The organism is Terriglobia bacterium, assembly GCA_020072845.1.
Taxonomy (GTDB): Bacteria; Acidobacteriota; Terriglobia; order Terriglobales; family Acidobacteriaceae; genus JAIQGF01.
In genome coordinates this window covers 58,501-80,815 of record JAIQGF010000002.1, presented here as the reverse complement: position 1 = coordinate 80,815, position 22,315 = coordinate 58,501, and the positions used below count along the sequence as shown (strand labels likewise).

The following is a 22,315-nucleotide window of genomic DNA, read 5'->3' as shown; positions in this document are numbered from 1 at the left end:
CACTCGGTCACGCATTACCCCGGAATCTCGTATCCCGGATGCGAAGGGAATTCGTGAACCATTCTCGTCCGCCTGGCGCCTGGCACTTCGTTGCGCGCGGACTTCGGTACGGGAGGTACCGTTCGGAGGCCGACCTTGATACTACCTGCCTGCCCTGTGGAAAGGCAAGGCCCGTGCCGCAGGGAGGTGTGCACTTCGGTAACGGGTCCCGCCCCCAGGTCAATAGATGCCTGCCCGTCATTTATGGCTTCACGATTGCGTAATGAATTTCAACGCTACACTAATTCCATGCCCGGCGACGACATCCCCTCCGCCCCGCCCGCTGCCGCCGATCAGCGCCTGCACTGCGGACCCGAGCCGTACTCTCGCTCGAACCAGCCGTTCGTGCATTTTTCCTTCTGCTGGTGTAAACCTCGGGTCTGAAAATCCGTCGATTGAAGTAGCGATGGAACAGAGTCTGGCCACACCGTTGATGGGACCAACGAGCGAAGCCGGAATCGCGGCGCAGCAGTTCGATGATCTTGTGCGCGCCCACCAAGCCCGTATCTACCGCGTGCTGTGGTGTGAACTGCGCGATCGTGATGCCGCCGCCACCCTGACTCAGGAGTGCTTCCTGCGCGCGTACCAGAACCGCGCCAGCTTCCGGGGCAGGTCCAGCGTCGGCACCTGGCTGATCCGCATCGCGCTGAACCTGGCGCTCGATTACCGGCGCAACCGGAGGAGCGGTTTTTGGCGAAGTCTGTTCGGCAGGAACCGAACCGAACTGGATACGGTCGCCGCCTACGCACGCGACCACGCCCCCTCCGCCGAGCGCGGCTTGATCGCGCGCCAGGAGCTGGATGCCGTGATGCGCCTGGTGGCAGCGCTCACCCAACAGCAGCGCACGGTATTCATGCTGCGCTTCGTCGAGGAGCTTAGCCTGGAAGAAATTGCCCAGGTCATGGGCTTGGAGCAAGGAACGGTCAAGACGCATTTGTCCCGCGCGGTCAGCGCGCTGCGCCACCACCACAAGCAGGGGAACGCGAAATGAACCAGCATTTGACCGACGAACAAATTACGGCGTGGCTGGCCGCCAGCCCAGATGCCTCCACCCGCGAGCACCTGCAACATTGCGCCGAGTGCTCCCAGGAAGCCGACCAACTGCAAAGCCTGGTGGCCCGCTTCGGTGAAACCATGCGCCGGGAAGCCGCCGCCACCACCGAACCGCGCCGGGAGCTGCGCCCTCATTTCTCATTTGTATCGCTACGTCAGGCCCTGGCCGGGGTTGCCGCGCTGCTGCTGCTGGCTTCCGCATTGCTGCTGGCTCCGAGCGCCCCGCTGCGGCAGCAGAATTCGCCAACCGCCGCCCTCCAGCAGGACCCCGATGACGTCCTGCTGATGGAAGTCCAATCCGACGTGCAACGCGATGTGCCGCTTGCGCTGGAACCGGCCGTACTCATTGTTACGGAGCGCAACCGGCTCGCCGCGATGCCGATCCCACAGTCTGAAGGAGAAAATCAATGATCGCACGTTTGCTTGCCGCACTACTTCTAATGTCGTCTCTGAGTTTGGCGCAGATGCCCGCTGGTGGCGGCCCTGGGCCAGGAGGGCCGCCGGAAGGGCGGGGACGGATGTCTGGCCCCCGCGCCGGCCGATCGGGCCCGATGGGCCGGTGGTGGAAGAACGCCGACGTTGTGCAGAAGCTGGGACTCACTGACGAGCAGGTGCAGCGCATTGAAAAAATCTTCCAGGACCACCGCTTGCGGCTCATCGATGTTCGCGCCAACCTGGAGCGCGCGGAAGTGACGCTGCAGCCCATGATCGAGAGCGACAGCCCGGACGAGGCCGCGGTCATGAAGCAGATCGACAAGGTCGCCGCTCAACGGGCCGAACTCGAGAAAGCCAACGCCCAGATGTTGTTCGCCATTCGCCGCGTGCTGACACCCGAGCAGTGGAAGAAACTGCAGGCGCTTCAGCCACAAGGCCGCACTCGCATGGGCATCCCTGGCGCACCGCCCATGGGCGGAGGCCGCAGAGGAGGAGGTCCGGGACCGGGCGCCGGTCCAGGTCCAGGCGGTACGCCGCCGGCGGGCGGGAACCCGCCGCAGGACTAGGCGGCAACCACCTTCGCATCCGCCGCAACAACCTTGAGAAACGGGAGGCTCCCGGCCCACCACCCGGGCCGGGTGCGCCGTTTACCGTTGTCGCCAATGCGGTGCTTCGACTTGCGCGCAGTTGAATTGTTCGTGCTGGAGTCGTTAGTCGCTGGTCGTTAGTCGTTCGTGCTGACGGCCATCGACCGTCGACCGTCGACCGTTCAACTGGTCAAGACCGGCTGAGATTTGGTACGCTTTGCTACGGTCATCTGATACCGCAGACCGTAAACCGCAACAAAATTCAGGGTTGGGCGCTTAACTCAGCGGTAGAGTGCCATCTTCACACGGTGGAAGTCACTGGTTCGAATCCAGTAGCGCCCACCATTTCTTCTTCTGCCATCTCCCGGAATGACGCGGCGGTAGTGTCGAGTCGGATTAGGACAGCGCCGGTGTCCGGGCTGGGTTGAGTTTTCGGACATCGCCGCTCGGTGGCGGGGCTGATTTTGCGACCGGGAAATGTGTAGAGCGTCGCCACTTGCGCGCGGGTGAGTGTGACTAAGTGTGACGAATCGCCGCGTTAAGTCGCACACAGCGTGTGAGTTAAATGGGAGAGCGCAGCCTTTTCAGGGCTGGCGTCTGCGGTCGCTTTGGGTGCCCGCGGCCGGCGCGAAAATCGCGGCAGTGGTAGGGGGGAGGGGGTATGCGCTTTTGGACTACGGAGACGTGGAGAACCTACAAAGACGACGAACGTTGGGCAAGGCTAGAGGTCAAGACGTATCGAGAAACCGGGGAAGATTACTTCGACATTTTGGTGGGCAACACTGGTCACAAGGCGCATGCACACATCGGGATATCACTGGACCAACACCTGCTCTTCGCCGAAGATCGAGGGCTCGTTCAGAAATTGGGTCGTAAGATCGAGTCGCAGCAGAAGGGGCTGCTCGAACAGGTGGAATCCATCGTGGACCCGACGAAGCCTGGGGTAAAAGACCTCATTTTGAAAATAAACTTAGATCCCGCTACTGGCTACATAACCGTGCTCGACTTTGGCCTTGCCGAGTCGGGAGTGCATTCGTCGGAGTAGCGTCGTGCGCCGGGGCGGCTCGTCGCGAATTAGCTGGTCAGGTAGACGACGGCGACGATCAGGGCGATGACCACGAGGGCGGCGATTAGGGTTCCCGCCGCCTTGTCCAAGCGCTCGAAGAACTCCAGCATAATGAGCCCCCGGCGCAAATTGTCCTCCGAACATTCTTCAGGGTCAAGTGCTCCGTGCGCGGGACGGCTCGCCGCGAACCTGGCGACCGGCGAGCGCGCCGTCGCGCCGCGTTGCTGGATCGACCGCGCTGCTCGAGCTACGGGAACGGAACGCCGGAGCAGAGGTCGGTATTCGTTTCGTGAACCGGATTGCCGGTGAAGGTGGTTTTGTGGATGCGTCCGGAGACCGAGTCGCTTTCGAGCAGACACTCGGAGTGCCGCACGCTGTTATCGAGCGGATTTGTGTATTGCACTTCGACGTACGCGCGAACAGCGCTGCGTGCGGCGGACGGGACTGGACCAGCAGTTCCGAAAATCGTCGCCGTGATGGCGTCCGTCGCCTCTTCGCTGGGTGCTAGCTCCCTGCGCACTGTTGGGAGCGTGTCTTCGAGTACATCCCCGTTGCCGATCATTCGCATTCGCCACCTGACATTTGTGGCGGGGATCTTGCCCTGATTCCGCATGGTAAAGGTGAAATTGAAGCTTTCACCATGCTCGCCGACGAACATGATGTGAGCGTCGGCGAAGAAGACGAGAGGCTGCATGTCTGCGAGAAACATTTGTTTCGACAGTTCGAATTGTTGCCGTGAAGTTGCAGCCTGCTCGGCGGCGATTCGGATGGCATCGGCGGTGAGCTCTGCTTGTCTTTTAGCGGCGTTGGCGGCTTTTCTGGTTGTGAGCCAGAGGAAGACTGAGGCAATGAGGTAGCCGATGGTGGCAATCGCGCTGACGGCTGTCCAGAATGTCTGAGACATAGCGGAATTGTAAGCGACCGGAACCGGGTGTAGACTGCGCCTTGAAAATCGGAGCGGCTGGTGAGTCACAGCGCGTGGTCTTGGACACCGCGCACTGATTGTTTGACTCACCAGCCGGTGCATCACCTCGGGGCGGTCACGTTTGGAGCGTGGCTGCCCTTCGGTGTTTTAACCATCGGTGAATTCATGCGACATGTAAAGTACTCAGTCGGTCATGACGCACGCGCTGTGCACTCGATTTGGTGCCGCACTGTTTTTGGTGCTTGTTAACGCGGATTCAAACACTTACCTATGGACCGTTTACGAGGCGTACGCGGAAGCTGTGAATTTCCGCAGGTTTTGCACACTTTTCCACAGCAATAATAAAGTTACCTGTGCCTGAAACCTGCATTTTTTCAGGGCATTTGCTTAACGCGGCCAGCAGGAGCACAACTCCTCGCTCCACAGGAGTGCGACCAGCATCAGCAGAGCGAAACCAGCGGCTTGGTAGGATCGTTTCCGGCATCGTGCGGTCTTTCGCACTCGGCGGTGACGGCCACAATGCTGGCGCACCCGGCGCCCCCCCCGCCGCTTCCTATCGCCCGCCCAGGCTCACCAACATGGACATGTCTTTGGGATAGATCACATCGCGTCCGCGGGTGAGGAAATGCGCATACACCGAAAACGCCGCGCCATACATTCCCAGCCCGGTGCTCACCGCCCGGGAGCGCGCGGCAGTGCTGATAATTGTGCCCAGAAACTTGAATCCGGATGCTCCATTCGCGGCGTTACCCCCGGCATCGCCTGAATGATCGCGAACACCGCGGTCGCTATCCCCCATGGAAGAACTGGCGAGCGCCACGGCAATCGCAGTGGTCAGGTATCTTGTGCGAGGTGTCGTGACCTGCGCCCCGCCTTCGCTGTCGAGCGCCAGGTTCTCGCCTTTCGCCACCGCCACGCCTTCCAGGTTCGCCTGGACCTTCTGTTCCAAACCACTGGGCAGCGCGAGTTCATGAAACACGATGCGCAATTGGCCGTTGCGTCCCAGCCGCCGCGCCGAATGCACTTGCAGCACCGATCCTTTCAGCCGGCTTCCCTGCGGCAGGACCAGGTGATCGGAGGCAAACAGCGGCTGCGTGATCACGGCTTCCACCGCATCGCCTTTCTTGGCCGTGGCCGAGCTTAGCGGCGTCACCAATTGCGCATGCACCGCGCTGCCCGACGGCGGCGGCGTGCCCACCTGCGCCAGCGCCTCCGGGGCGACGATTTCGCCGCCGAAATTCAGCGGCTGCTGCAGCTCGGAATTGAAACTGGCTCCCGAATCCAGGTACTGCGGATGGACCGGAAGCTGCGCCACCGCGTAGCGCTCGAGCCGGTGCTTCTTGCCGGGCTCGTGCAGTTGGGCCTTGGCCATCTCCCATTCCTGCCTGACCTGCTGCCGCGCCTGGTTGATCTGGCGGTGTGCCGCGTTCATGGCTGCGGCCGTCTTGCCGTTGTTCTTTTCGTTCGCCGCCACGAATTGCAGCACGCCTTGCGACGCCGGAGAAACCACCGTCTGCAGCGGGATTCGCCGGCCATCCGCCAGCCGCAGCTCGTCAAACTCGATGTGGATCTGGCGTGGCGGCGAAAAACTCCCGTTGGCCGCCGCCATGGTTCGCACCTTTTTCGAGATGTCGCCAATCTCGAAGATCTTCCCCGTGACCTCGCTGCCGGCGGGAATCACCAGTTTGTCGAACGCGTACACCGGCTCCGTAATCTTCCCGTGCACCGGCTGGCCGGCTTTGCGCACCCGCACTTCCTGGTCCAGCGCGACCTTCAATGGCGTACCCACCGGCACCGTCAGTGGGATGGCCATCGGGGGCGTGACCGGCAGGATTTTCGCGGGCTCCTCCGCCACGGCCGGCCGTTGCATCAAGACTTGAGCCCAACCGCACACGCAACAGAAACACGTCAACGCCAGTGCGCAGCTTTGCCAACGCATAAATTGTTCCTTGTTCCTCTCCCGCACGCCCCAGGGTGGAAAGTATAACTCTTTTGCGCGTACCGCGGGCCCCTCCCTTTTGCCGCAGTTATGCTGCGACAAGCAGGACTACCGTGACTTGGTGAAAGAGATTATCGGAAAGAAGGCAGTGGATTGGGAACTCAGGCCTGCGGCAGCGACTGAAACCGGTCAATCGTCGCCGCGACGCCGTGCTGACCGTCAACCATTTCGCTGCGCACAATCTTCCCGTGGCAACAGACCATTTGGCTGTCCGGCAGCCCGAGTTCCTTCGGCAGCATCAGGACAACCTCAATCTCTGAGCCTTCGCGCAGCGCGGCGTCGGTGAAAATAAACAGGCCGCCAAGGCTGACGTCCCTGGTGGTGGCGGCCAGGGTGTGCCCCTCCGCCCTGACGGTCGCCGGAGTAGTCGTTTTATGGCGCTTGTACTTTCGCTTTGTGGTGTTCACGCGCCAAGCCTCTTTGAACACAACTAGGGTAGACCCTGCCCCGCAATGGTGCAATCGAGATTGCGCAATGGCGCGACCAGACTTTTGCTGAAATGGGATTGGACTGGCCTGGAAGTTCCCAAGAAGCGCACCCGCAGGTCTCACTTCACCTTTCCATGTGCGCTGCGTCACCGAGACCCTTTGCCTTTGGTGATATGGCTTAGCCAGGACTAGCCGATGACTGCGCTGGCGCGTCCAGTTTTACCGCACTGATAAGTATGAAAGCCGGCCGGTCGGGAGGTGTGAATGGCCACGTCCGTAACGTCTCCTCCTCGCGTGTCTCCCGCTCAACAACCGGAAACCAAGGCTGGCCCGCCGACGACTCAGGTTATCTTGAAATGGGTGGTGCCGATCGGGCTCGGCGTCGTGCTCCGCCTGATCCCCGCGCCTGCCGGCTTGGCTCCCCTGGCATGGCATTACTTCGCCCTCTTCGCGGCGGTGATTGCGGCCCTGGTGACCGAGCCCCTGCCGGGCGCGGCCGTCGGCTTGATCGGCATCAGCATTGCCGCCGCCTACATGTTGATCGGCAAGACGCCGGCCGAGGCCGTCAGGTGGGCGCTCTCCGGTTTCTCCAACGACACCGTCTGGCTCATCGTGGCCGCCAACATTTTCGCCATCGGCTATGAAGTCACCGGTCTGGGCCGGCGGATCGCGTTGCTGCTGGTCAGGACTCTCGGCAGGAGAACCCTGGGACTCGGCTACGCGATTGCGTTATCGGACCTGATCCTCGCCCCGTTCATGCCGTCGAACACGGCGCGCAGCGGCGGCACTATTTACCCGGTGGTCAAGAACATTCCGCCGCTATACGGATCGCTGCCCGACCAGGAACCGCGCAAGATCGGCTCCTACCTGATGTGGACCGGCTTCGCCACCACGTGCGTCACCAGTTCCATGTTCCTGACCGCCCTGGCGCCCAACTTCCTTGCCCTCGAACTGGTGAAAAAAATCGCTAAAGTAGACATCACCTGGACCGCCTGGCTTCGAGGCTTCCTGCCGGTCGGCATCATCCTCTTTCTCGCCACCCCGCTGCTGACCTACTTCCTGTATCCACCCACGGTCAAGCGTGGCGACGAAGTCATGCGCTGGGCGAAGACGGAGCTGGGGCTGCTGGGTCGAATCTCAAGGAATGAAATCATCATGGCGCTGCTCGCCATCGCCGCCCTGATCGGGTGGATCGGCGGTGCGCGCTGGGTGGCGCCGGTGACGGTTGCCTTCTGTGTCATCTCGGCGATGCTGCTGACCAAGGTGATCAGTTGGACCCAGATCGCCAGCAACAAACAGGCGTGGACGGTGCTGCTCTGGTTTGCGACGCTGGTGGCAATGGCCGACGGGCTGAACAGCGTCGGGTTCCTGAAGTGGTTCGGCGGCCGCGCCACCACCTACCTGTCCCACTTCCCGCCTCTGACAATTATGCTGGTCGTGGTGGCGCTGTTCTTCGTCATCCATTACCTGTTTGCCAGCCTGACCGCCCACACTGCGGCGGTGCTTCCGGTATTTCTGGCGGCGGTGCTGCTGGTCCCGGGTATGCCAATTCGCCAGCTCGCGATGCTGATGTGCTACTCGCTGGGACTGATGGGAATCCTGACACCGTACGCTACCGGGCCGGGTCCGATCTGGTACGCCAGCGGATATCTCCCGGCCAAGGATTTCTGGCGCATGGGATTCCTGACCGGTTTGTTCTTCCTCATCGTGTTGCTGGCGGTCGGCACGCCGTATGTGCTGACGTTCGCGCGCTAGCCGGCATCACTCCCCTTCGCGCTGCCGGCAGGCTTCCAGGCTTGCCGGTGGCGCGTGAGAAAAAATCCCCGTTGGCGGAAAGTGCCGGCGGAGTCTTCGCCAGCCAGTGCTGACTGCGCGCCGGTTGTCAGAACCTGCCCGTTGCCGCGGCGGATATCGAGGGAATGCTTGCCGCTTGGTTGGCTTTGCTTTGCGGTGACGCCAGGACAGCGGCTTCCGTCACTATCGAATGTACTTGATCGTGACCGCGATTCGTAGCAATCTGTGCGCGTGAAACACCAGCACTGCGTCTGCGAGGAAGATCGATCGGACTGGCGACGCGGCCGCTACGAACCTGGCGAGCCGCCTGAGGCAGAAAAAGCGATTGACCGCGACGGCGCCAACCGAAGAGACCTCCGGGCCAAGCCAGTCAGACCGCTCCCACGACCACGAAACTGACGCTACCGGCGCGCCACTCCTCCGCTTCCCAGGTCGTGGTTGACCCCAAAACCCGGCGCACCCCGCGCACCAGTTCAGGCGGCACGGTGGTCGGCGCCGCTGGCTACTTCCCATCGCTCTAGATTTTCAATTTCCGCAAAGGCCACATGACGCGGCGCGTGGCAAGTCGGGCACTCCACGTAGCGGTCTACCGGCGGCGTGCATGGCGGTGCGCCATTGCCGTTGGAGCGGGTGAAGGTGTACACGGGCACACGTGTGCGACAGGCGTCGCATCTGTAACCCAAATGAACTGTACGGATCATGCCGGAATCAACAGGGCCGAACGTGGCGCAGTATACCGCAACCTTGGCAAAAGTAGTAGCGCCACGTCATGCCATCCTTTCGCCACCGCTTCGCCCCCTCCCCAAGCCCGCCCTCCTTCCTGTATCCTTGCAGAACGCCAGATCATGCCCGGGAACCACACGGGCGGATTCCGGCGCCCCGATCTCATGCCTGACTTTGCCCGCAAACCCGGCTCCTCCCGGTCCGGCTCCGGCGCCGCTCCCCAGCCCCCCTCCGACCTGCAACTTTCACCCCGTATAGGGGTTACAACAGGTGTGAGCAGCGTGGCAATCGACCGAGGGTTGCTACCGGGCGGGCGGCGTCACAGCGAAGCTGGCGTGCACCTGGCCGCGCCGGTCAGCTATGAGGCCATGGTGGATGCCGACGTCATGCTTCGCGTCAAGGACGGAGACGACGCGGCCTTCGAATATCTGGTCACCAAGTTCCGCCGCCCCATGCTGAGCTTCATGTACCGCATGGCGCGCAACAGCGCGGTGGCGGAAGAGCTGGTGCAGGAAATTTTCTTGCGCGTGTATCGCTCGCGCGCCACGTATAACGCGGAAGCCAAGTTCAGCACCTGGCTGTACCGCATCGCCACCAACCTGGCGGTAAACCACGCGCGCGATACCAAGTACGAGAGGCCGGAGCTCAGCATCAGCCTCGACGAGCCCGACAGCGACACCGGGCAGACGCTCGATCTCGCCGACGGCACCCCCTCCGCCGAGCAGGCTCTGCTGCGGCGCGAGAGGCTGGCCGCCATCCGGCAGCACGTGCAAAACCTGCCCGAGCGCCAGCGCCTCGCAGTTTTGATGCACAAGTACCAGGGAATGGACTACCGGCAAATTGCCGAAGTCCTCAAGTTAAGCGAGTCGGCGACCAAGTCGCTGCTGTTCCGCGCCTATGAAACGCTGCGCGAGAAACTGAAAGATTTTGTGTAAGGGTGTGGTGTTATGAATTGCAATCAAGTTCGCGAGCATCTGCTGGATCTGATGGTGACCGAGCCCGGTCCCGGCGAGCTGCGGGACCATGTCAAGGCGTGCGCCGCCTGCGCCGCCGAAGTCACGTCCCTGCGGCAGACCATGGCGCTGCTGGACCAGTGGCAAGCGCCGGCCGACACCAGTCCGTATTTCCTCACCCGGTTGCGCGCCCGGGTGCGCGAGGAGCAGGCACGTCCCGCCGGCTGGCTGGGATGGTTTCGCAAGCCCGCTTTCGCGGTCAGCATCATGGTGCTCATGATTGCCAGCATCAGCCTCTTCCAGGGAAGCTGGCAGTTGAAGGATAATGCCGAGAAGCGCGCCGCCGTCTCGCTCAAGCCGGGCACCGCGGTCGGCGATTTGCAGTATCTCGACCGGAACCACGATCTGTTGGTCGATTTTGAACTGCTCGACGATCTGGATGGCGCGCCAAGTACGGCGCAGAATTAAAGTGAGGAAGGAAGTTGGGCCGTAGATTCATCACCGTGATCGCGATGGTTGCTCTGGGCGTGGGCCTTGCCGCCGCTCAGGGTGGCGGTCCCGAGAAGAAGGCCGATAAGAAGGACGCGCCGCCGGTGCACGCGCCCCGCTTCGCCTCTCCCGGACGCCCGCAGGGACCCGTGTTGCACGGCCCCGGCCCGCACATGGGCGACTGGTTTCGCCGTAACGAAACTCTTCCGCCCGACCAGCAATTAAAGAAGTTGGAACAGAATCCGGACTTCCAGAACCTGCCGCCCGACCGCCAGCAGCGCCTGCGCGAACGTCTGCAGAACTTCATCAGTTTGCCGCCGGAGCAAAAAGGCCGCATTCTCCAGCGCATGGAGACCTATGAGCATCTTTCTCCCGAACAGCAACAGCGCGTGCACGATTTGTTCCGGCAATACCGCGGCCTGCCGCAGGATCGTCGTCAGGAACTCAAGCATGCGTTCCAGCAGTTGGAGGGCATGAGCCCGGAGGAACGGCAGAAGGCGCTGAATTCCCCCGAGTATCGCAACAACTTCAACGATCAGGAGCGCGGCCTGCTGCGCGGCATGAGCACCATCGGCATCACGCCCGGCCAAGCCGGCCCGCCGCCGCCTCCTCCGCGCTAATCGGTAGTCACGATCTCAGTCCCACAAGCTGACCCGACAGCATGGATGTGCAGTGCCAATTCGACCCGAGCAGCACAGGCGTCGACCTGCATCCTTGGGCGGACAACGTGAAGCTGACGGTGTGGGTAATCGGCTGATCTTCGAACCAAGTCAGAAACTGCAGTTGCCGTTGCCGCACCGGATTTTCATCCATTCATAGTCGATGTGCGTGCGGTGCAGCGCGGTGCGCACCTTACCTAGGTCCTGCTGCAGGCGCGCGATCCTCAGCCCATTGGTTTGCAGGGTTCGCCGGTTCCAAAGGGCATTGCGTTGCCGTACGATCTGGCTTTCGCGATACTGCTTCGAGTCGGTGGGTATGCGCTCCACCGCTTCCGGAACGTAGCTCTGGTATTGCAGCCGGTTTGTAATTTCCCTGTTTTCGCTGATCGCCGCTTCCAGCAGCGCGTCATGTTTCTCGTACCAGCTTCGAATCTCGCCCTCGGTCTCCTTCGCCGTATGTGACTGCCGATAAACCTCAATCGCTTTGATGATTTCGTCAGCGTTGTCCTGGCCTTCAAACACCACGTCGGGAATCGCCGCCCTCGTGACCGCGAGATTATCGTTGGTTACCAGGACTCTCGATTTCGCGGCGCCGTTCTGCTTATTGTCGCGGGCGACGTCGGCCAGCGACCTCGAGGATGCGCTGTCATCCGGCGTGGCAGGAGGCGCTTGCGCGTTAAGCCACCCGGCGAATAGAAGAATGACGGAGAGGAGATACTTCATCGTACGAATCATACCGCCGCATTGGCTGCATGCCCTGATTACGTAGGTACCTAGAAGGATGCGCAGCCCGACTAGTTCAACCTCGCCAGTGACCGTCGTATCGAAAGCGCCGTGTGGCGGATCTCGTCGGCGTCGGACGCCTCCGGCGACATCTTCAGATATTCTTCCAAATCCTCGATCGCGCCCCTCATCTGTCCGACGCTGTAACGCAGCAGCGCGCGCTGCTTCACGTCTTCCGGCGAACGCGGATAAACCGCGCAGATCAGGTCCACCACTGCCAGCGCCTTGCGGAAATTTCGCGCCCCCATGTACACGTTTTTCAGGTTGTTCAGGATGCGCGTCAGCATCTGCCGGCGGCTCACCGACAGCAGGAACTCCGGCTGCAGCGGCAGTTGTCCGGAATAGATTTCGTCAAGCCGATTTTGGCACTCGCGCGCGCTCACCACCGCGCCGTTGTTGAAGGCGTCAATCAGCGTCTCGCGGCCTTCCACATCGTAGTGCTTCAGCAGGAAATGTCCCGGCATGCCGACCCCGAACAGCGGGAACCCGATCCGCCGCGCCACCTCCATGTACACCAGCGCCAGCGTGATGGGAATACCCAGCTTGCGCTCCAGCACGTCGTTGAGAAACGAATTGCGCGCATCGTAGTAATCCTCGCGGTTGCCGCGGAAACCCTCTTCGCGAAACAGGACCTGGTTGAGCGCGGCGATGGTCTCGCCCGGATCGGCAATCCTGGGCAGCCGCGCCTTCACCCGGTGCGCCAGTGCCTCCAGCCGCCGAAGATACTGCTCGAGGTTGAGGTCCGGATATTCGGTGCGCGCGATGGTCAGCGCCGCCCGATCCAGCGGAATGCGCTCATCCTCGACGTGCTGCCCGACCAGCGAGGCAAACGCTTCGGCGACGGCTCCCGATTTGTCGTCGGCGGACATGAACTCATGGTAGCAAGAAAAACGGAGGGCGTGGGCGGCGGGAACCGTCGTCTCAGATCGCGGTCGTCACTTCAGCCCCTGCACCAGGTACAGGTCCGTAAGCTGCCGGCGATATCCGTAGACATACGTGTTGGCGTCGGGCGTGACCAGGATGGGACCGATGAACTCCACTCCGGCGGGATCCGCGGGGCGGAGTTTTTTCCATAGGCTGCGTTGGCCGGTGGCGACCTCCAGCCGGTAAACCGCCGCCGGCATTTCTGACGTGCCGTAGACGTATAGGAATCGGCCATCCGTACTCCAACTGATGGGCAGCTCTCCGGGAAGGAACCCGGCAATTGGCTGCGGCTCTCCGCCGCTGAGCGGGTACAGATATCCCTTCTGGTCGGGCCCAACCGCGGCTACGAACTTGTCGTCCGGGGAGATCGTATAGGCCAGCGCGTTGGCCCCTTCCGGGGAAATGGGAGTCAGGCCGGCGGTGTTGCTGGTGTGCAGGTAAAGACGCGCGCCGTGACCCGGCTCGTTGCCGGAGAACACAAAGCGCTCGCCATCGTGCAACCAGCGTCCATCCACATGGTTCACGTTGCTCGCCGAAAACGGCTTGGGCTCGCCTGCCTTGGTAGGAAGCAGTACCAGTTGGGTTGGGGCGGTAACCGAGGTTGACAGCGCCCACTGCTTGTCCGGCGACAGGGCAAAGGCGCGGCCCTCGCCCAGCAGAACCGCAGGCGCGCCGTCCGTCGTCCGCACGTACGCGCTGTAGCTGAGACCACCGCCCGCGCCCTCTTCGCGGAACAGCAGCGTCTTGCCGTCCGGCGACAGGTCCGCCGGGTACGACCAGTCAAACCAGGAAAGATCGCGCTCCGAACTCTCTCCCGCACGCAACCCGATCAGGCCGCGCCGCGAATTGTCGCGCGCCAGCAGCACCCGCCCGTCCCGGTAAACATCGTGCAACAGTAGGTCGCCAGGCGCTTGCGCCAGCAGCCGCGGTTTCCCTCCTGACGCATTCACGGCGTACAGCACCTTGTCCAGCCCGGAACCGGCCGCGGTGAACCAGACCTCTCGCCCGTCAGGTCCCCAAGCCAGCCCCTGCGCGGTGTAGAAGTCCTGCGTCAGGATCTTCTTCACGCCGTTGGCATCCACCAGGGCAATTGAGCCGCCGTCATCTCCTTCTAAAGGATGGTCGACAAACGCCACCCGATCGCCACTCGGCGAAATTCGCGGATGGCTGATCCACCCGCCGGTTTCGTAGAGTACCTTCCCCACCGGGTATTCCAGCCGATTGCGGCCCCCGACATCGTGCACGACGGCCAGGCTTTTTCCGTCGGGAGCCCAGTCGGCCCATTGCACGCCGTTCAGAATCTCTCTCGGACCTCCCCCGGACAGGGGAACGCGGGCCAGGATTCCCACGTGGATGTACGACCGCATCTGACGGCTGTTGAGCAGCACCGCCATGTCGCCGGTGGACGACATGGATTGGATCTCGCCGCCGGGCAATTCCAGGTCACGCGATTGCGGGCTCTCCGGGCGAGTCGAAAACAGACTGGTTGGATTGCCCTCCCAGGCGGCGCTGTAAACTACCGTCTGCCCGTCGGGAGCGAACCGGGCCATGCGAATCGTGCCCCGGCGGAACGTCAACTGGTGATACAGCGGCGGCGCCACGGATGCCTGCCGCCGCCCGATCCATGCTCCCGCGAGCGCGCCGCCGGCTAACGCCAAGACCACCACCGCTCCCACCGCCAATCGCTTCGGCGTGCGCTGCTGACGCGGCTGTCCTGCGGGCGCAGGTTCCACCTGCCCCGGAACCACGATTCGAGCCATCCGGGTCGAGTCCAGGTCGCGCTTCAGGCGCTTCAAGTCTGAGCGCAATTCCGCCGCCGACTGGCATCGCAGCTCGCGGTCCTTCTCCACCGCCTTGTTCACCACTTCTTCCAGCTTGGGTGGAAGCTCGGGATTCAACAGCGTTGGCGCGGCCGGCGTTCGATTCAGAATGGCGTCAATCACCACTCCGGAAGTCGCGCCCGAAAACGCCACCTGCCCGGTTGCCATCTCGTACAGCACCAGGCCGAAGGAGAACAGGTCGCTGCGCCCGTCCAACTCTTCGCCGCGGACCTGCTCCGGTGACATGTACGCTACCGTGCCCACCGTGCTGCCGGGACTGGTCAGGTGAGCTTCCGTCGCGGCTGAGCCATCCGCCTGGCCTTGTGTCACCAGTTTCGCCAACCCGAAATCCAGAATCTTCACTTGCCCGCGGCTGGTGACGAAGATGTTGGCCGGCTTGATGTCCCGGTGCACAACCCCGGCGGAGTGGGCCGCCTCCAGCCCGTCCGCGATCTGGATACCCAGATCGAGGAGTTCCCCGACCTTCAGGCGACGGTTTTCGATGTGGTGCTTGAGGGTTTGCCCCGGGAGCAACTCCATGGCGATGAAATGCAGGCCGGCGTCCTCGCCAATCTCGTAGATGGTGCAGATGTGGGGATGATTGAGCGCGGAAGCCGAGCGCGCTTCGCGCTGAAAACGCTCGATGGCCAGCGGATCGCGGGCGAATGCCGAGGGCAGAAACTTGAGCGCGACCTGGCGGCGCAGCCGGGTGTCTTCTGCCTTGTAGACCACCCCCATGCCGCCGCCGCCCAGCTTCTCCAGCACGCGGTAATGGCCTATGGTTGTTCCAACCTCAATCGCGTCCACGTGCGCGAATCTTATTGGCTGAGATGGGTAACCGTCAAATCACGCGCCATCTTTTGCATCCCATGGCCCCCTGGCCAGCATTTGTAGTTATGGTTTTTCGCTCGTCCGGATACAATGCGGCCAACGTGGGGTTTTCACGATGCCTGCCGCAAAGCGCTCCATAGAATCCAGCCCGCTCTATAACAAAGACCTCGCGCCCACCGATCCGACGCGCCGCACCTGGGGCACGTATAACTTTGCCGCCTTGTGGATCTCGATGGCGCACTGCATTCCCACCTACATGCTGGCGTCGGGGCTGATCGGCGCGGGCATGAACTGGAAACAGGCGCTGCTCACCATTCTGCTCGGCAACACCATCGTGCTGGTCCCCATCCTGCTCAACTCGCACCCCGGCACCAAGTACGGCATCCCGTTTCCGGTGTTCGCCCGCGCCGCCTACGGCACCCGCGGGTCGAATCTTCCGGCGCTGATGCGCGCCCTGGTGGCCTGCGGCTGGTTCGGCATCCAGGCCTGGATCGGCGGGCAGGCGTTGAACGTGTTTTTCCGCGCGCTGTGGCCGGGCTGGACGCACGCCATCGCCGGAAACTTCGGCGGCCATACCCCGACCGAATGGATTTCATTCCTGCTGTTCTGGATCCTGAACATTCTGGTGGTTTACCGGGGCATGGACCTGCTGCGCAAGGTGGAGAACTGGGCGGCGCCCTTCGTGCTGATCATGACCGCGGTGCTGGTCTGGTGGGCGCTGACAAATGCGCACGGGCTCGGTCCCATCCTGGCGCACCAGGGAAAATTCGCCGGCTGGCACGAATTCTGGCCGATCTTCGTGCCCTCGTTGACCGCCATGATCGGCTTCTGGGCCACTCTCTCGCTCAACATGCCGGATTTCACCCGCTTCGGCCGCAGCCAGAAGGAGCAGGCGGTAGGACAGGTGATCGCGCTGCCGACCACCATGACGGTGTTTGCCGCCATGGGCGTCGTGATTACCAGCGCCACCGCGATCATCTACGGCTCAGCAATCTGGGACCCGGTCGAGTTGGTGGGAAAATTCACCCGGCCATGGATCGTGGCCATTTCTATGTTCACCGTCGTGGTGGCGACGCTGTCGGTGAACATTGCCGCCAACGTCGTCTCGCCCGCCAACGATTTTGCCAACGTCTTTCCGCGTTTTATCAACTTCCGCCGCGGCGGCGTTCTCACCGGGCTGATCGGCATCGTGATGCAGCCCTGGAAGCTGCTGGCCGACCCTTCGGGCTATATCTTCAAATGGCTGCTCGGTTATTCCGGCGGACTGGGATCTATTGCGGGCGTGCTCATCGCCGATTACTGGCTTGTGCGCCGCAGGCGCCTTGAAGTTGACGATCTCTACCTGCAAGATGGCATCTACGGCGAATGGAACGTGCGCGGAATCGTAGCCACGCTGCTGGGCTGCGCCGCTGCCTGGATCGGCTTGGTAGTGCCGTCGTTGCGCCTGCTCTACGACTACTCGTGGTTTGTCGGCTTCGGTGTGTCCTTCCTGGCCTACTGGCTGCCGGAATTGGCGGGCAAGACCTACAGCGCGGAAGCGGAACCTTCCGAAGGCGCGGCGGATTGAGCACGGTTGATCGCTAGCTGGAAGACGTGTAGATCGCGGACTCGTTGCCGTCGATTGACCGACTGATAACCGACGACCGATAACCGAGAACCACTCAGCCATGTCAAGCAGCGCCGTTACTTCAACCCCAATATCCGCCGAACCCCCGCCGCTTCCCCGCTTCGCAATCGGCGTTGTGATCGGCCTCTGTGCGGCCAAGCTTCTGCTGCATGTTTTCACCAGCGTCCGGCATTACGGTTACTTCCGCGACGAACTCTATTACCTCGACATGGCGCGCCACCTCGATTGGGGCTACGTGGATTGCGCCCCCCTGATCGCCGTGTACGCCAAGGTTGCGCTGCTGATGGGAGGATCGCTGGCGGCGCTGCGCATCCTGCCGGCGCTGGCGGGCACGGCCCTGGTGGCGCTCTCCATCCTGGTCGCGCGCGAATTCGGAGGCGGACGCTACGCCCAGTTCCTCACCGGCTTGGCGGTCCTAATGTGCCCCGGCCTGCTGGTGATGGACAGCCTGCTCACCATGAATGCTTTCGAGCCGCTGTTCTGGATGGGCTGCGTCTTCGTCATCGCGCGCATTCTCCGCACCGGCGATTCGCGCCTGTGGCTGTGGTTCGGCGTCCTGGCCGGCTTGGGACTGGAGAATAAACACTCCACGCTGTTCTTCGGATTCGCCGTCACCCTGGCACTGTTGCTGACGCCGTTGCGGCGTGAGTTTCTTAAGCCCTGGATATGGATTGCCGGCGCCATCGCCATTGCCCTATTCCTGCCCAACCTGATCTGGCAAATCCGGCACCATTTCCCCACGCTGGAAGACTTGGAAAACGTTCGCCGGTCAGGCAAGAACGTTGTCCTCGGACCGGTGGCGTTCACCGTGCAGCAGATCATCGCCACGCACCCAATCCTGTTCCCCGTTTGGCTTGCCGGGCTGGTCTGGCTGCTGCGCGACCAAGGCCGGCGCGTGTTTGGGCTGGCCTTCGTGGTTTTCTTTGTCACTATGGAACTGGCGCACGCCAAGGACTACTACCTTTTCCCGATGTATCCCATGCTCTTCGCCGCCGGCGCGGTGGCGATTGAGCGCTGGTTGTCCGCGCGCGCTGCATGGACCAGGGCCGCGGTGGTCGCGATCATTCTCATCCTTACCTTGCCCACGCTCCCGCTCGCCACATGGATGCTGTCGCCGGAGCATTACATCGCCTACACCCAGGCACTCGGCTTCACTCCGCCCAAGCAGGAGGTGCACCACGCGGGACCGTTGCCGCAGCCGATCGGTGACCAGTTTGGCTGGCCGGAACTGGCGCGCCAAGTCGCCGGCATTTACAACTCGCTGCCGCCGGAAGAGCGCGCAAAAACCGGCATCTACGCAGGGAACTACGGCGAAGCGGGAGCCATTGACCTGTTCGGTCCCCAGTACGGTCTCCCGGGCGCCATCTCGCGTCACCAGAACCACTGGTTCTGGGGTCCGCCCAAGCAGCACTATGACAACTTCATCGTGATCCAGTGGAAGCGCGAAGACGTGCAGGACAGCTGCACATCATTCCAGGAATACGAGCATTACCAGCGCTTCGGCATGGCGGAGGAAAACACTCCCATCTATCTTTGCCGCGGCGCCAAGTCTGACCCGCAGAAGACCTGGTGGCGATGGAAGCACTGGAACTAATTCTGGTTTCAGAAATCGGTTTTTGGGTAGGGCACGGCTTCAGCCGTGCCGCTCGAGACCGCAGAAATAGTGGGCTTTAGCCCCTGAGGGAGATTTTTCCTGGGGCGAGTATGGCTCACGAGATGGCCTTGAACACATCCTCATCGCTCAGATAGCCAAGCGCTTCGGCGAACGGCATGACTTGGCGGCGCAACTGCTCCACGCGAAGGATCGACAGTTGCCGCTTGAGGGCGTCTCGCAGAACGTCGCTTCGGGTGCGCCCCGATTCCCTGCAAACCGTGTCGAGAAGCTTCTCCAGTTCTGGCTCCAGCCGAATCGTGACAGCCGAGGTCTTCATGTCACACGTGTATTACACGGAATAGCGGACGCGCAAGCCTATCCCCGGAAGATGTTTTTCGCAATGAAGAACACGTTCGCCGGGCGCTCCGCCAGCCGCCGCATCAGGTAGGGATACCACTCGGTGCCAAACGGAATATAGACGCGCATGCGCCAGCCTTCGCGCACGATGCGCTCCTGCAGGTCGCGGCGGATGCCGTGGAGCATCTGGAACTCGAAGGAATCGCGCGCGATGTTTTCTTTCTCCGCGAACAGCATCGTCTGCTGGATGATGCGCTCGTCGTGAGTGGCAATGCCGTGGTAGACACCGCTCTTCAACAGCATCTTCGTGAGTTTCAGGTAATTGGCGTCCACCTCGGATTTTTCCTGGTAGGCGATCTCTGGCGGTTCCTTGTACGCGCCCTTGCACAGCCGGATGCGAATCTTGCTGGCGATCAATTTTTCCGCGTCCGCCGCGCTGCGTTTCATGTAGGACTGCAGCACCGCGCCGGTGTGGCCGGGATAATGGCCGTGCAGTTCGTGCACCAAGTCCAGCGTGCGCTGCGTGTAGGGCGAGCCTTCCATGTCCACGCGGACGAAATTGTCGAGCTTTGTGGCATGTTCCACCAGCCCGGAAACCAGTTTTTCGCAGAGCTTGGCGTCCACGTCGAGGCCCATGTGCGTGAGCTTCAGGCTAACGTTCGCCGTCAGGCCGCGCTGGGTGATGAGGTCGAGCAGCCGGTGATAGAGCTGCGCGCTCGCCTCGGCCTCGGCGGCGTTGCTGACGTTCTCGCCGAGATTGTCCACGCTCACCGTCATGCCTTTGGCATTGACCGCCTCGGCGGTGGCGAGCAGATCTTCCACCGTGGTCCCGGCGACGAACCGCCGCGACATCTTCTGTCCGATGGATGAACGTTCAGCGAAGGCGCGCAGGGCGCCGCTGGTGGATAGGCCTATGAACAGTTCCCGTAGCATCCGGCTCCGCAGGCAAACCGATGTTTGTATCACATTGCGGGGGATTGGTCAGTAGGATGTGCATCACGACGGGCTGTGCGGAGTACCGAGTACCGAGCGTTGTGATTCTGCTGCACGCTTTACGTTTCTTTTGAAATCCTTCCCTCAGGGGCTAAAGCCAGCGTCTTGCGGGCTCGGGCGGCACGGCTGAAGCCGTGCCCTTCCCAAGGCGGTTTGTTGAAACCAGTGGTACCTGCTGCGTAGTAGGCGTACTCAGTACTCGGTACTCAGTACTCAGTACTCGGTACTCAGTACTCAGTACTCGGTACTCACTCTCCCCGCGCTTCGAGAAATTTCTCCACTTCCAGCGCCGCCATGCAACCGGTCCCGGCGGCGGTGATCGCCTGCCGGTAGCGCCGGTCCTGGACATCGCCGCAAACAAAGACGCCGGGAACGCGGGTCAAAACGTAATCGCGCGTAATCAGGTATCCGTCCTGGTCCGCGTCGAGCTGGTCGCCGAACATCTTGGCATTCGGAATGTGCCCGATGCCGAGAAACATCGCGCTGGTCGGAAAATCCCACGACTCGCCGCTCTTGACGTTGCGCAGGCGCAGCCCCGTCACCTCTTTTCTCGCAACGTCATAGACGTCGTCCACCACGGTGTTGAGCAGGAACTGGATCTGCGGATGGGCGCGGGCGCGGTCGAGCATGATCTTGCTGGCGCGGAACTGCTCGCGGCGGTGGATGACCGTGACCTTGGTGGCGAAGCGGGTGAGAAACAGCGCCTCTTCCATCGCCGAATCGCCGCCCCCGATAACCACGATTTCCTTGCCGCTGAAGAAAAATCCGTCGCAGGTGGCGCAGGAGCTGACCCCGTGTCCGATCAGCGCCATCTCGCCCGGCAGGCCCAGCCAGCGCGCGGAAGCTCCGCTGGCGATGATCAAGGTCTCGGTGCGCACCACGTCCTTGCCGATCTTCAGCGAAAACGGATCGTTCTTAAGGTCGGCGCTGATCAGGTCGCCGGTCAGGTACTCGGCGCCGAAGCGCGCCGCCTGGCGGCGCATGTTCTCGATCAGTTCCGGACCCTGAATGCCTTCGGGAAATCCGGGAAAATTTTCCACCAGCGTGGTCAGCGACAACTGCCCGCCCGGCTCGTGGCCCTCGATCAGCAGCGGCTTGAGGTTGGCGCGCGCCGCATAAATCGCGGCCGTGAGGCCCGCGCATCCGGACCCGATAATGATCGTCTTCCTGACGTTGTCCATGTTTGTTGGATTACGCTTTCATGGTTTGGATTCGGGAGCACGCCGCCGCCCCATCGGCTTCACGCCGGCGGGACGATGCCCACCGCCCGGACCCCGGCCCAATTCCGACGGCACGATCTGTTTCGCGTCCAGGCGCGCCCGGTAGGCCGCCATGATCTGCGAAGCGGTGCGAAACAGCGGCTCGTACGCCGTCTGGTCTACGTTGCCGCAGCGCGCCAGCACCAGCGACGGCTTGCCAAAGCGCTCAATCCGGATGTGACTCACGGGCGTGTCCGCGGCCAGCACTACCGCCGGGCTGGTGCCGCTGGCGACCTGGTCTTCGAGCGCAACCTGCATCACGTCTTTCGCCTCGCGTGAATAGAACACCGCGGTTTCGAGCGTGTTCTTCGGGTCGTCGCTGTAGGTGAATTGCACTGCCAGCAGCGGCATGGCTTTGGCAAATTCGCGGCGGATGCGCACCCACTCGGAGCCCGAACTATCTTCCGCGGTGGTGTGGCCGCGCGTGATCTCGTAGTCGCGCCCAAAACTGGGACGCTGCGGTACGCGCCCCAGCGCCGCCGTAATTTCTTTTTGCTCGGCCTCGTTCGGCGCGCAGACATTCAGGATGTTGACCCTCATCGGCGGCGCCGGCGGCTGCGCTTTCTTGGGTTGCTCTTGGGCGAAGCCGATCATTCCCCACCCCAGCAGCATCGCGCTTGCAAGTTTCAGCACGGGGGCATTTTAAACCAAGGCTGCAGGCGTCAGGCTTCAGGGTGCATGAGCCCGCCATAAAGCTCACATTAGATCCGGCGTCATCCTGAGTTCGTCTGCGCGCCTGAAGCCCGCAGCCTGAAGCCTATAATTCTCCGCATGGCCAATCTTTGTCTCATCTATGGAATGCGCCTGCTGCCCTCGGAGGACATTGAGGAAATTGACGATGCCCCCATCAAAATGAAGCACGGGCGCACGGCGCGCGTCACCATGCACATTCTTGAGGGCAGCAAGGAAGACATCGAAAAGCAGCTCCGCACCAGCGTCGAAGCATTTTTCGATCTGTATCCGGAAATCTGAGGCGG

22 protein-coding genes and 1 tRNA gene are annotated in these 22,315 nt (G+C 62.2%); 12 read left to right on the top strand and 11 right to left on the bottom strand.

Annotation, left to right across the window (positions count from 1 at the left end):
* The first annotated feature begins 445 nt into the window (after window positions 1-445).
* The 5 genes from LAN70_01720 to LAN70_01700 all read left to right on the top strand — a co-directional run bounded on the left by LAN70_01720 (window position 446) and on the right by LAN70_01700 (window position 3,159).
* Window positions 446-1,030, top strand: coding sequence for a sigma-70 family RNA polymerase sigma factor (locus LAN70_01720; protein MBZ5509864.1), 585 nt, complete (start codon window positions 446-448; stop codon window positions 1,028-1,030).
* The gene (locus LAN70_01715; GenBank protein MBZ5509863.1) at window positions 1,027-1,503 is read left to right on the top strand and encodes a hypothetical protein; all 477 of its coding nucleotides are present in this window, start codon (window positions 1,027-1,029) and stop codon (window positions 1,501-1,503) included. Before LAN70_01720 ends, LAN70_01715 begins: the two co-directional genes overlap by 4 nt.
* 53 nt (window positions 1,504-1,556) lie before the next feature.
* Window positions 1,557-2,093, top strand: a complete 537-nt coding sequence (locus tag LAN70_01710) for a Spy/CpxP family protein refolding chaperone (GenBank protein ID MBZ5509862.1) — start codon at window positions 1,557-1,559, stop codon at window positions 2,091-2,093.
* 291 nt (window positions 2,094-2,384) lie between these two features.
* Window positions 2,385-2,459: transfer RNA gene (locus tag LAN70_01705), tRNA-Val, on the top strand.
* 316 nt (window positions 2,460-2,775) lie between these two features.
* Window positions 2,776-3,159 (top strand): hypothetical protein, encoded by a 384-nt coding sequence (locus LAN70_01700; protein MBZ5509861.1) that lies wholly within the window; start codon window positions 2,776-2,778, stop codon window positions 3,157-3,159.
* Window positions 3,160-3,427: 268 nt separating this feature from the next.
* Here LAN70_01700 and LAN70_01695 read toward each other — a convergent pair whose 3' ends face one another.
* The 4 genes from LAN70_01695 to LAN70_01680 all read right to left on the bottom strand — a co-directional run bounded on the left by LAN70_01695 (window position 3,428) and on the right by LAN70_01680 (window position 6,511).
* The gene (locus LAN70_01695) at window positions 3,428-4,084 is read right to left on the bottom strand and encodes a hypothetical protein (GenBank protein ID MBZ5509860.1); all 657 of its coding nucleotides are present in this window, start codon (window positions 4,082-4,084) and stop codon (window positions 3,428-3,430) included.
* A 289-nt stretch (window positions 4,085-4,373) separates the two neighbouring features.
* Window positions 4,374-4,589, bottom strand: coding sequence for a hypothetical protein (locus LAN70_01690; GenBank protein ID MBZ5509859.1), 216 nt, complete (start codon window positions 4,587-4,589; stop codon window positions 4,374-4,376).
* Window positions 4,590-4,658: 69 nt separating this feature from the next.
* Window positions 4,659-5,975: a hypothetical protein gene (locus tag LAN70_01685; protein MBZ5509858.1), complete on the bottom strand. Its 1,317-nt coding sequence runs from the start codon at window positions 5,973-5,975 to the stop codon at window positions 4,659-4,661.
* Between the two features lie 230 nt (window positions 5,976-6,205).
* Window positions 6,206-6,511: a PilZ domain-containing protein gene (locus LAN70_01680; protein MBZ5509857.1), complete on the bottom strand. Its 306-nt coding sequence runs from the start codon at window positions 6,509-6,511 to the stop codon at window positions 6,206-6,208.
* A gap of 285 nt (window positions 6,512-6,796) precedes the next feature.
* Here LAN70_01680 and LAN70_01675 point away from each other — a divergent pair, with 285 nt between their 5' ends.
* The 4 genes from LAN70_01675 (at window position 6,797) to LAN70_01660 (ending at window position 11,111) form a co-directional block, all read left to right on the top strand.
* Window positions 6,797-8,287 carry an anion permease gene (locus tag LAN70_01675; GenBank protein ID MBZ5509856.1) on the top strand — a complete coding sequence of 497 codons (1,491 nt, stop codon included), beginning with the start codon at window positions 6,797-6,799 and terminating at the stop codon, window positions 8,285-8,287.
* 926 nt (window positions 8,288-9,213) lie between these two features.
* The gene (locus tag LAN70_01670; GenBank protein MBZ5509855.1) at window positions 9,214-9,984 is read left to right on the top strand and encodes a sigma-70 family RNA polymerase sigma factor; all 771 of its coding nucleotides are present in this window, start codon (window positions 9,214-9,216) and stop codon (window positions 9,982-9,984) included.
* Window positions 9,985-9,996: 12 nt separating this feature from the next.
* Window positions 9,997-10,470 (top strand): hypothetical protein, encoded by a 474-nt coding sequence (locus LAN70_01665; protein MBZ5509854.1) that lies wholly within the window; start codon window positions 9,997-9,999, stop codon window positions 10,468-10,470.
* Window positions 10,471-10,484: 14 nt separating this feature from the next.
* On the top strand, window positions 10,485-11,111 hold the full coding sequence (locus LAN70_01660; protein ID MBZ5509853.1) for a DUF3106 domain-containing protein: 627 nt from the start codon (window positions 10,485-10,487) through the stop codon (window positions 11,109-11,111).
* A gap of 150 nt (window positions 11,112-11,261) precedes the next feature.
* Here the strand turns inward: LAN70_01660 and LAN70_01655 are convergent, their stop codons facing one another.
* The 3 genes from LAN70_01655 to LAN70_01645 all read right to left on the bottom strand — a co-directional run bounded on the left by LAN70_01655 (window position 11,262) and on the right by LAN70_01645 (window position 15,415).
* Entirely contained in the window at window positions 11,262-11,873 is a 612-nt protein-coding gene (locus LAN70_01655; GenBank protein MBZ5509852.1) for a hypothetical protein, read from the bottom strand.
* Window positions 11,874-11,944: 71 nt separating this feature from the next.
* Window positions 11,945-12,802, bottom strand: coding sequence for a transglutaminase-like domain-containing protein (locus LAN70_01650; GenBank protein ID MBZ5509851.1), 858 nt, complete (start codon window positions 12,800-12,802; stop codon window positions 11,945-11,947).
* A 66-nt stretch (window positions 12,803-12,868) separates the two neighbouring features.
* Window positions 12,869-15,415, bottom strand: a complete 2,547-nt coding sequence (locus LAN70_01645) for a protein kinase (GenBank protein MBZ5509850.1) — start codon at window positions 15,413-15,415, stop codon at window positions 12,869-12,871.
* 208 nt (window positions 15,416-15,623) lie between these two features.
* On the opposite strand from LAN70_01645, the gene LAN70_01640 reads away from it, so the two are divergent.
* Together LAN70_01640 and LAN70_01635 are read left to right on the top strand one after the other, a co-directional pair.
* Entirely contained in the window at window positions 15,624-17,075 is a 1,452-nt protein-coding gene (locus LAN70_01640; protein ID MBZ5509849.1) for an NCS1 family nucleobase:cation symporter-1, read from the top strand.
* Window positions 17,076-17,175: 100 nt separating this feature from the next.
* A complete protein-coding gene (locus LAN70_01635; protein MBZ5509848.1) occupies window positions 17,176-18,729 on the top strand; it encodes a glycosyltransferase family 39 protein in 1,554 nt (517 codons plus the stop codon).
* 115 nt (window positions 18,730-18,844) lie between these two features.
* Here the strand turns inward: LAN70_01635 and LAN70_01630 are convergent, their stop codons facing one another.
* The 4 genes from LAN70_01630 to LAN70_01615 all read right to left on the bottom strand — a co-directional run bounded on the left by LAN70_01630 (window position 18,845) and on the right by LAN70_01615 (window position 21,971).
* Entirely contained in the window at window positions 18,845-19,066 is a 222-nt protein-coding gene (locus LAN70_01630) for a ribbon-helix-helix domain-containing protein (GenBank protein ID MBZ5509847.1), read from the bottom strand.
* 38 nt (window positions 19,067-19,104) lie between these two features.
* Entirely contained in the window at window positions 19,105-20,019 is a 915-nt protein-coding gene (locus LAN70_01625; protein MBZ5509846.1) for a proline dehydrogenase family protein, read from the bottom strand.
* Window positions 20,020-20,327: 308 nt separating this feature from the next.
* Window positions 20,328-21,260, bottom strand: a complete 933-nt coding sequence (gene trxB / locus LAN70_01620) for a thioredoxin-disulfide reductase (protein ID MBZ5509845.1) — start codon at window positions 21,258-21,260, stop codon at window positions 20,328-20,330.
* 18 nt (window positions 21,261-21,278) lie between these two features.
* A complete protein-coding gene (locus LAN70_01615) occupies window positions 21,279-21,971 on the bottom strand; it encodes a hypothetical protein (GenBank protein ID MBZ5509844.1) in 693 nt (230 codons plus the stop codon).
* Window positions 21,972-22,109: 138 nt separating this feature from the next.
* Here LAN70_01615 and LAN70_01610 point away from each other — a divergent pair, with 138 nt between their 5' ends.
* Window positions 22,110-22,310: an allantoinase gene (locus LAN70_01610; GenBank protein MBZ5509843.1), complete on the top strand. Its 201-nt coding sequence runs from the start codon at window positions 22,110-22,112 to the stop codon at window positions 22,308-22,310.
* Window positions 22,311-22,315: the final 5 nt, after the last annotated feature.

Coding starts and splice junctions, on each gene's coding strand:
- LAN70_01625 (MBZ5509846.1), bottom strand. CDS start 20,019: ATGCTACGGGAACTGTTCATAGGCCTATCCACCAGCGGCGCCCTGCGC.
- LAN70_01685 (MBZ5509858.1), bottom strand. CDS start 5,975: ATGCAACGGCCGGCCGTGGCGGAGGAGCCCGCGAAAATCCTGCCGGTC.
- trxB (MBZ5509845.1), bottom strand. CDS start 21,260: ATGGACAACGTCAGGAAGACGATCATTATCGGGTCCGGATGCGCGGGC.
- LAN70_01635 (MBZ5509848.1), top strand. CDS start 17,176: ATGTCAAGCAGCGCCGTTACTTCAACCCCAATATCCGCCGAACCCCCG.
- LAN70_01675 (MBZ5509856.1), top strand. CDS start 6,797: ATGGCCACGTCCGTAACGTCTCCTCCTCGCGTGTCTCCCGCTCAACAA.
- LAN70_01655 (MBZ5509852.1), bottom strand. CDS start 11,873: ATGAAGTATCTCCTCTCCGTCATTCTTCTATTCGCCGGGTGGCTTAAC.
- LAN70_01710 (MBZ5509862.1), top strand. CDS start 1,557: ATGCCCGCTGGTGGCGGCCCTGGGCCAGGAGGGCCGCCGGAAGGGCGG.
- LAN70_01700 (MBZ5509861.1), top strand. CDS start 2,776: ATGCGCTTTTGGACTACGGAGACGTGGAGAACCTACAAAGACGACGAA.
- LAN70_01715 (MBZ5509863.1), top strand. CDS start 1,027: ATGAACCAGCATTTGACCGACGAACAAATTACGGCGTGGCTGGCCGCC.
- LAN70_01695 (MBZ5509860.1), bottom strand. CDS start 4,084: ATGTCTCAGACATTCTGGACAGCCGTCAGCGCGATTGCCACCATCGGC.
- LAN70_01670 (MBZ5509855.1), top strand. CDS start 9,214: ATGCCTGACTTTGCCCGCAAACCCGGCTCCTCCCGGTCCGGCTCCGGC.
- LAN70_01640 (MBZ5509849.1), top strand. CDS start 15,624: ATGCCTGCCGCAAAGCGCTCCATAGAATCCAGCCCGCTCTATAACAAA.
- LAN70_01630 (MBZ5509847.1), bottom strand. CDS start 19,066: ATGAAGACCTCGGCTGTCACGATTCGGCTGGAGCCAGAACTGGAGAAG.
- LAN70_01610 (MBZ5509843.1), top strand. CDS start 22,110: ATGGCCAATCTTTGTCTCATCTATGGAATGCGCCTGCTGCCCTCGGAG.
- LAN70_01665 (MBZ5509854.1), top strand. CDS start 9,997: ATGAATTGCAATCAAGTTCGCGAGCATCTGCTGGATCTGATGGTGACC.
- LAN70_01645 (MBZ5509850.1), bottom strand. CDS start 15,415: ATGGGGGTGGTCTACAAGGCAGAAGACACCCGGCTGCGCCGCCAGGTC.
- LAN70_01650 (MBZ5509851.1), bottom strand. CDS start 12,802: ATGTCCGCCGACGACAAATCGGGAGCCGTCGCCGAAGCGTTTGCCTCG.
- LAN70_01720 (MBZ5509864.1), top strand. CDS start 446: ATGGAACAGAGTCTGGCCACACCGTTGATGGGACCAACGAGCGAAGCC.
- LAN70_01690 (MBZ5509859.1), bottom strand. CDS start 4,589: ATGCCGGAAACGATCCTACCAAGCCGCTGGTTTCGCTCTGCTGATGCT.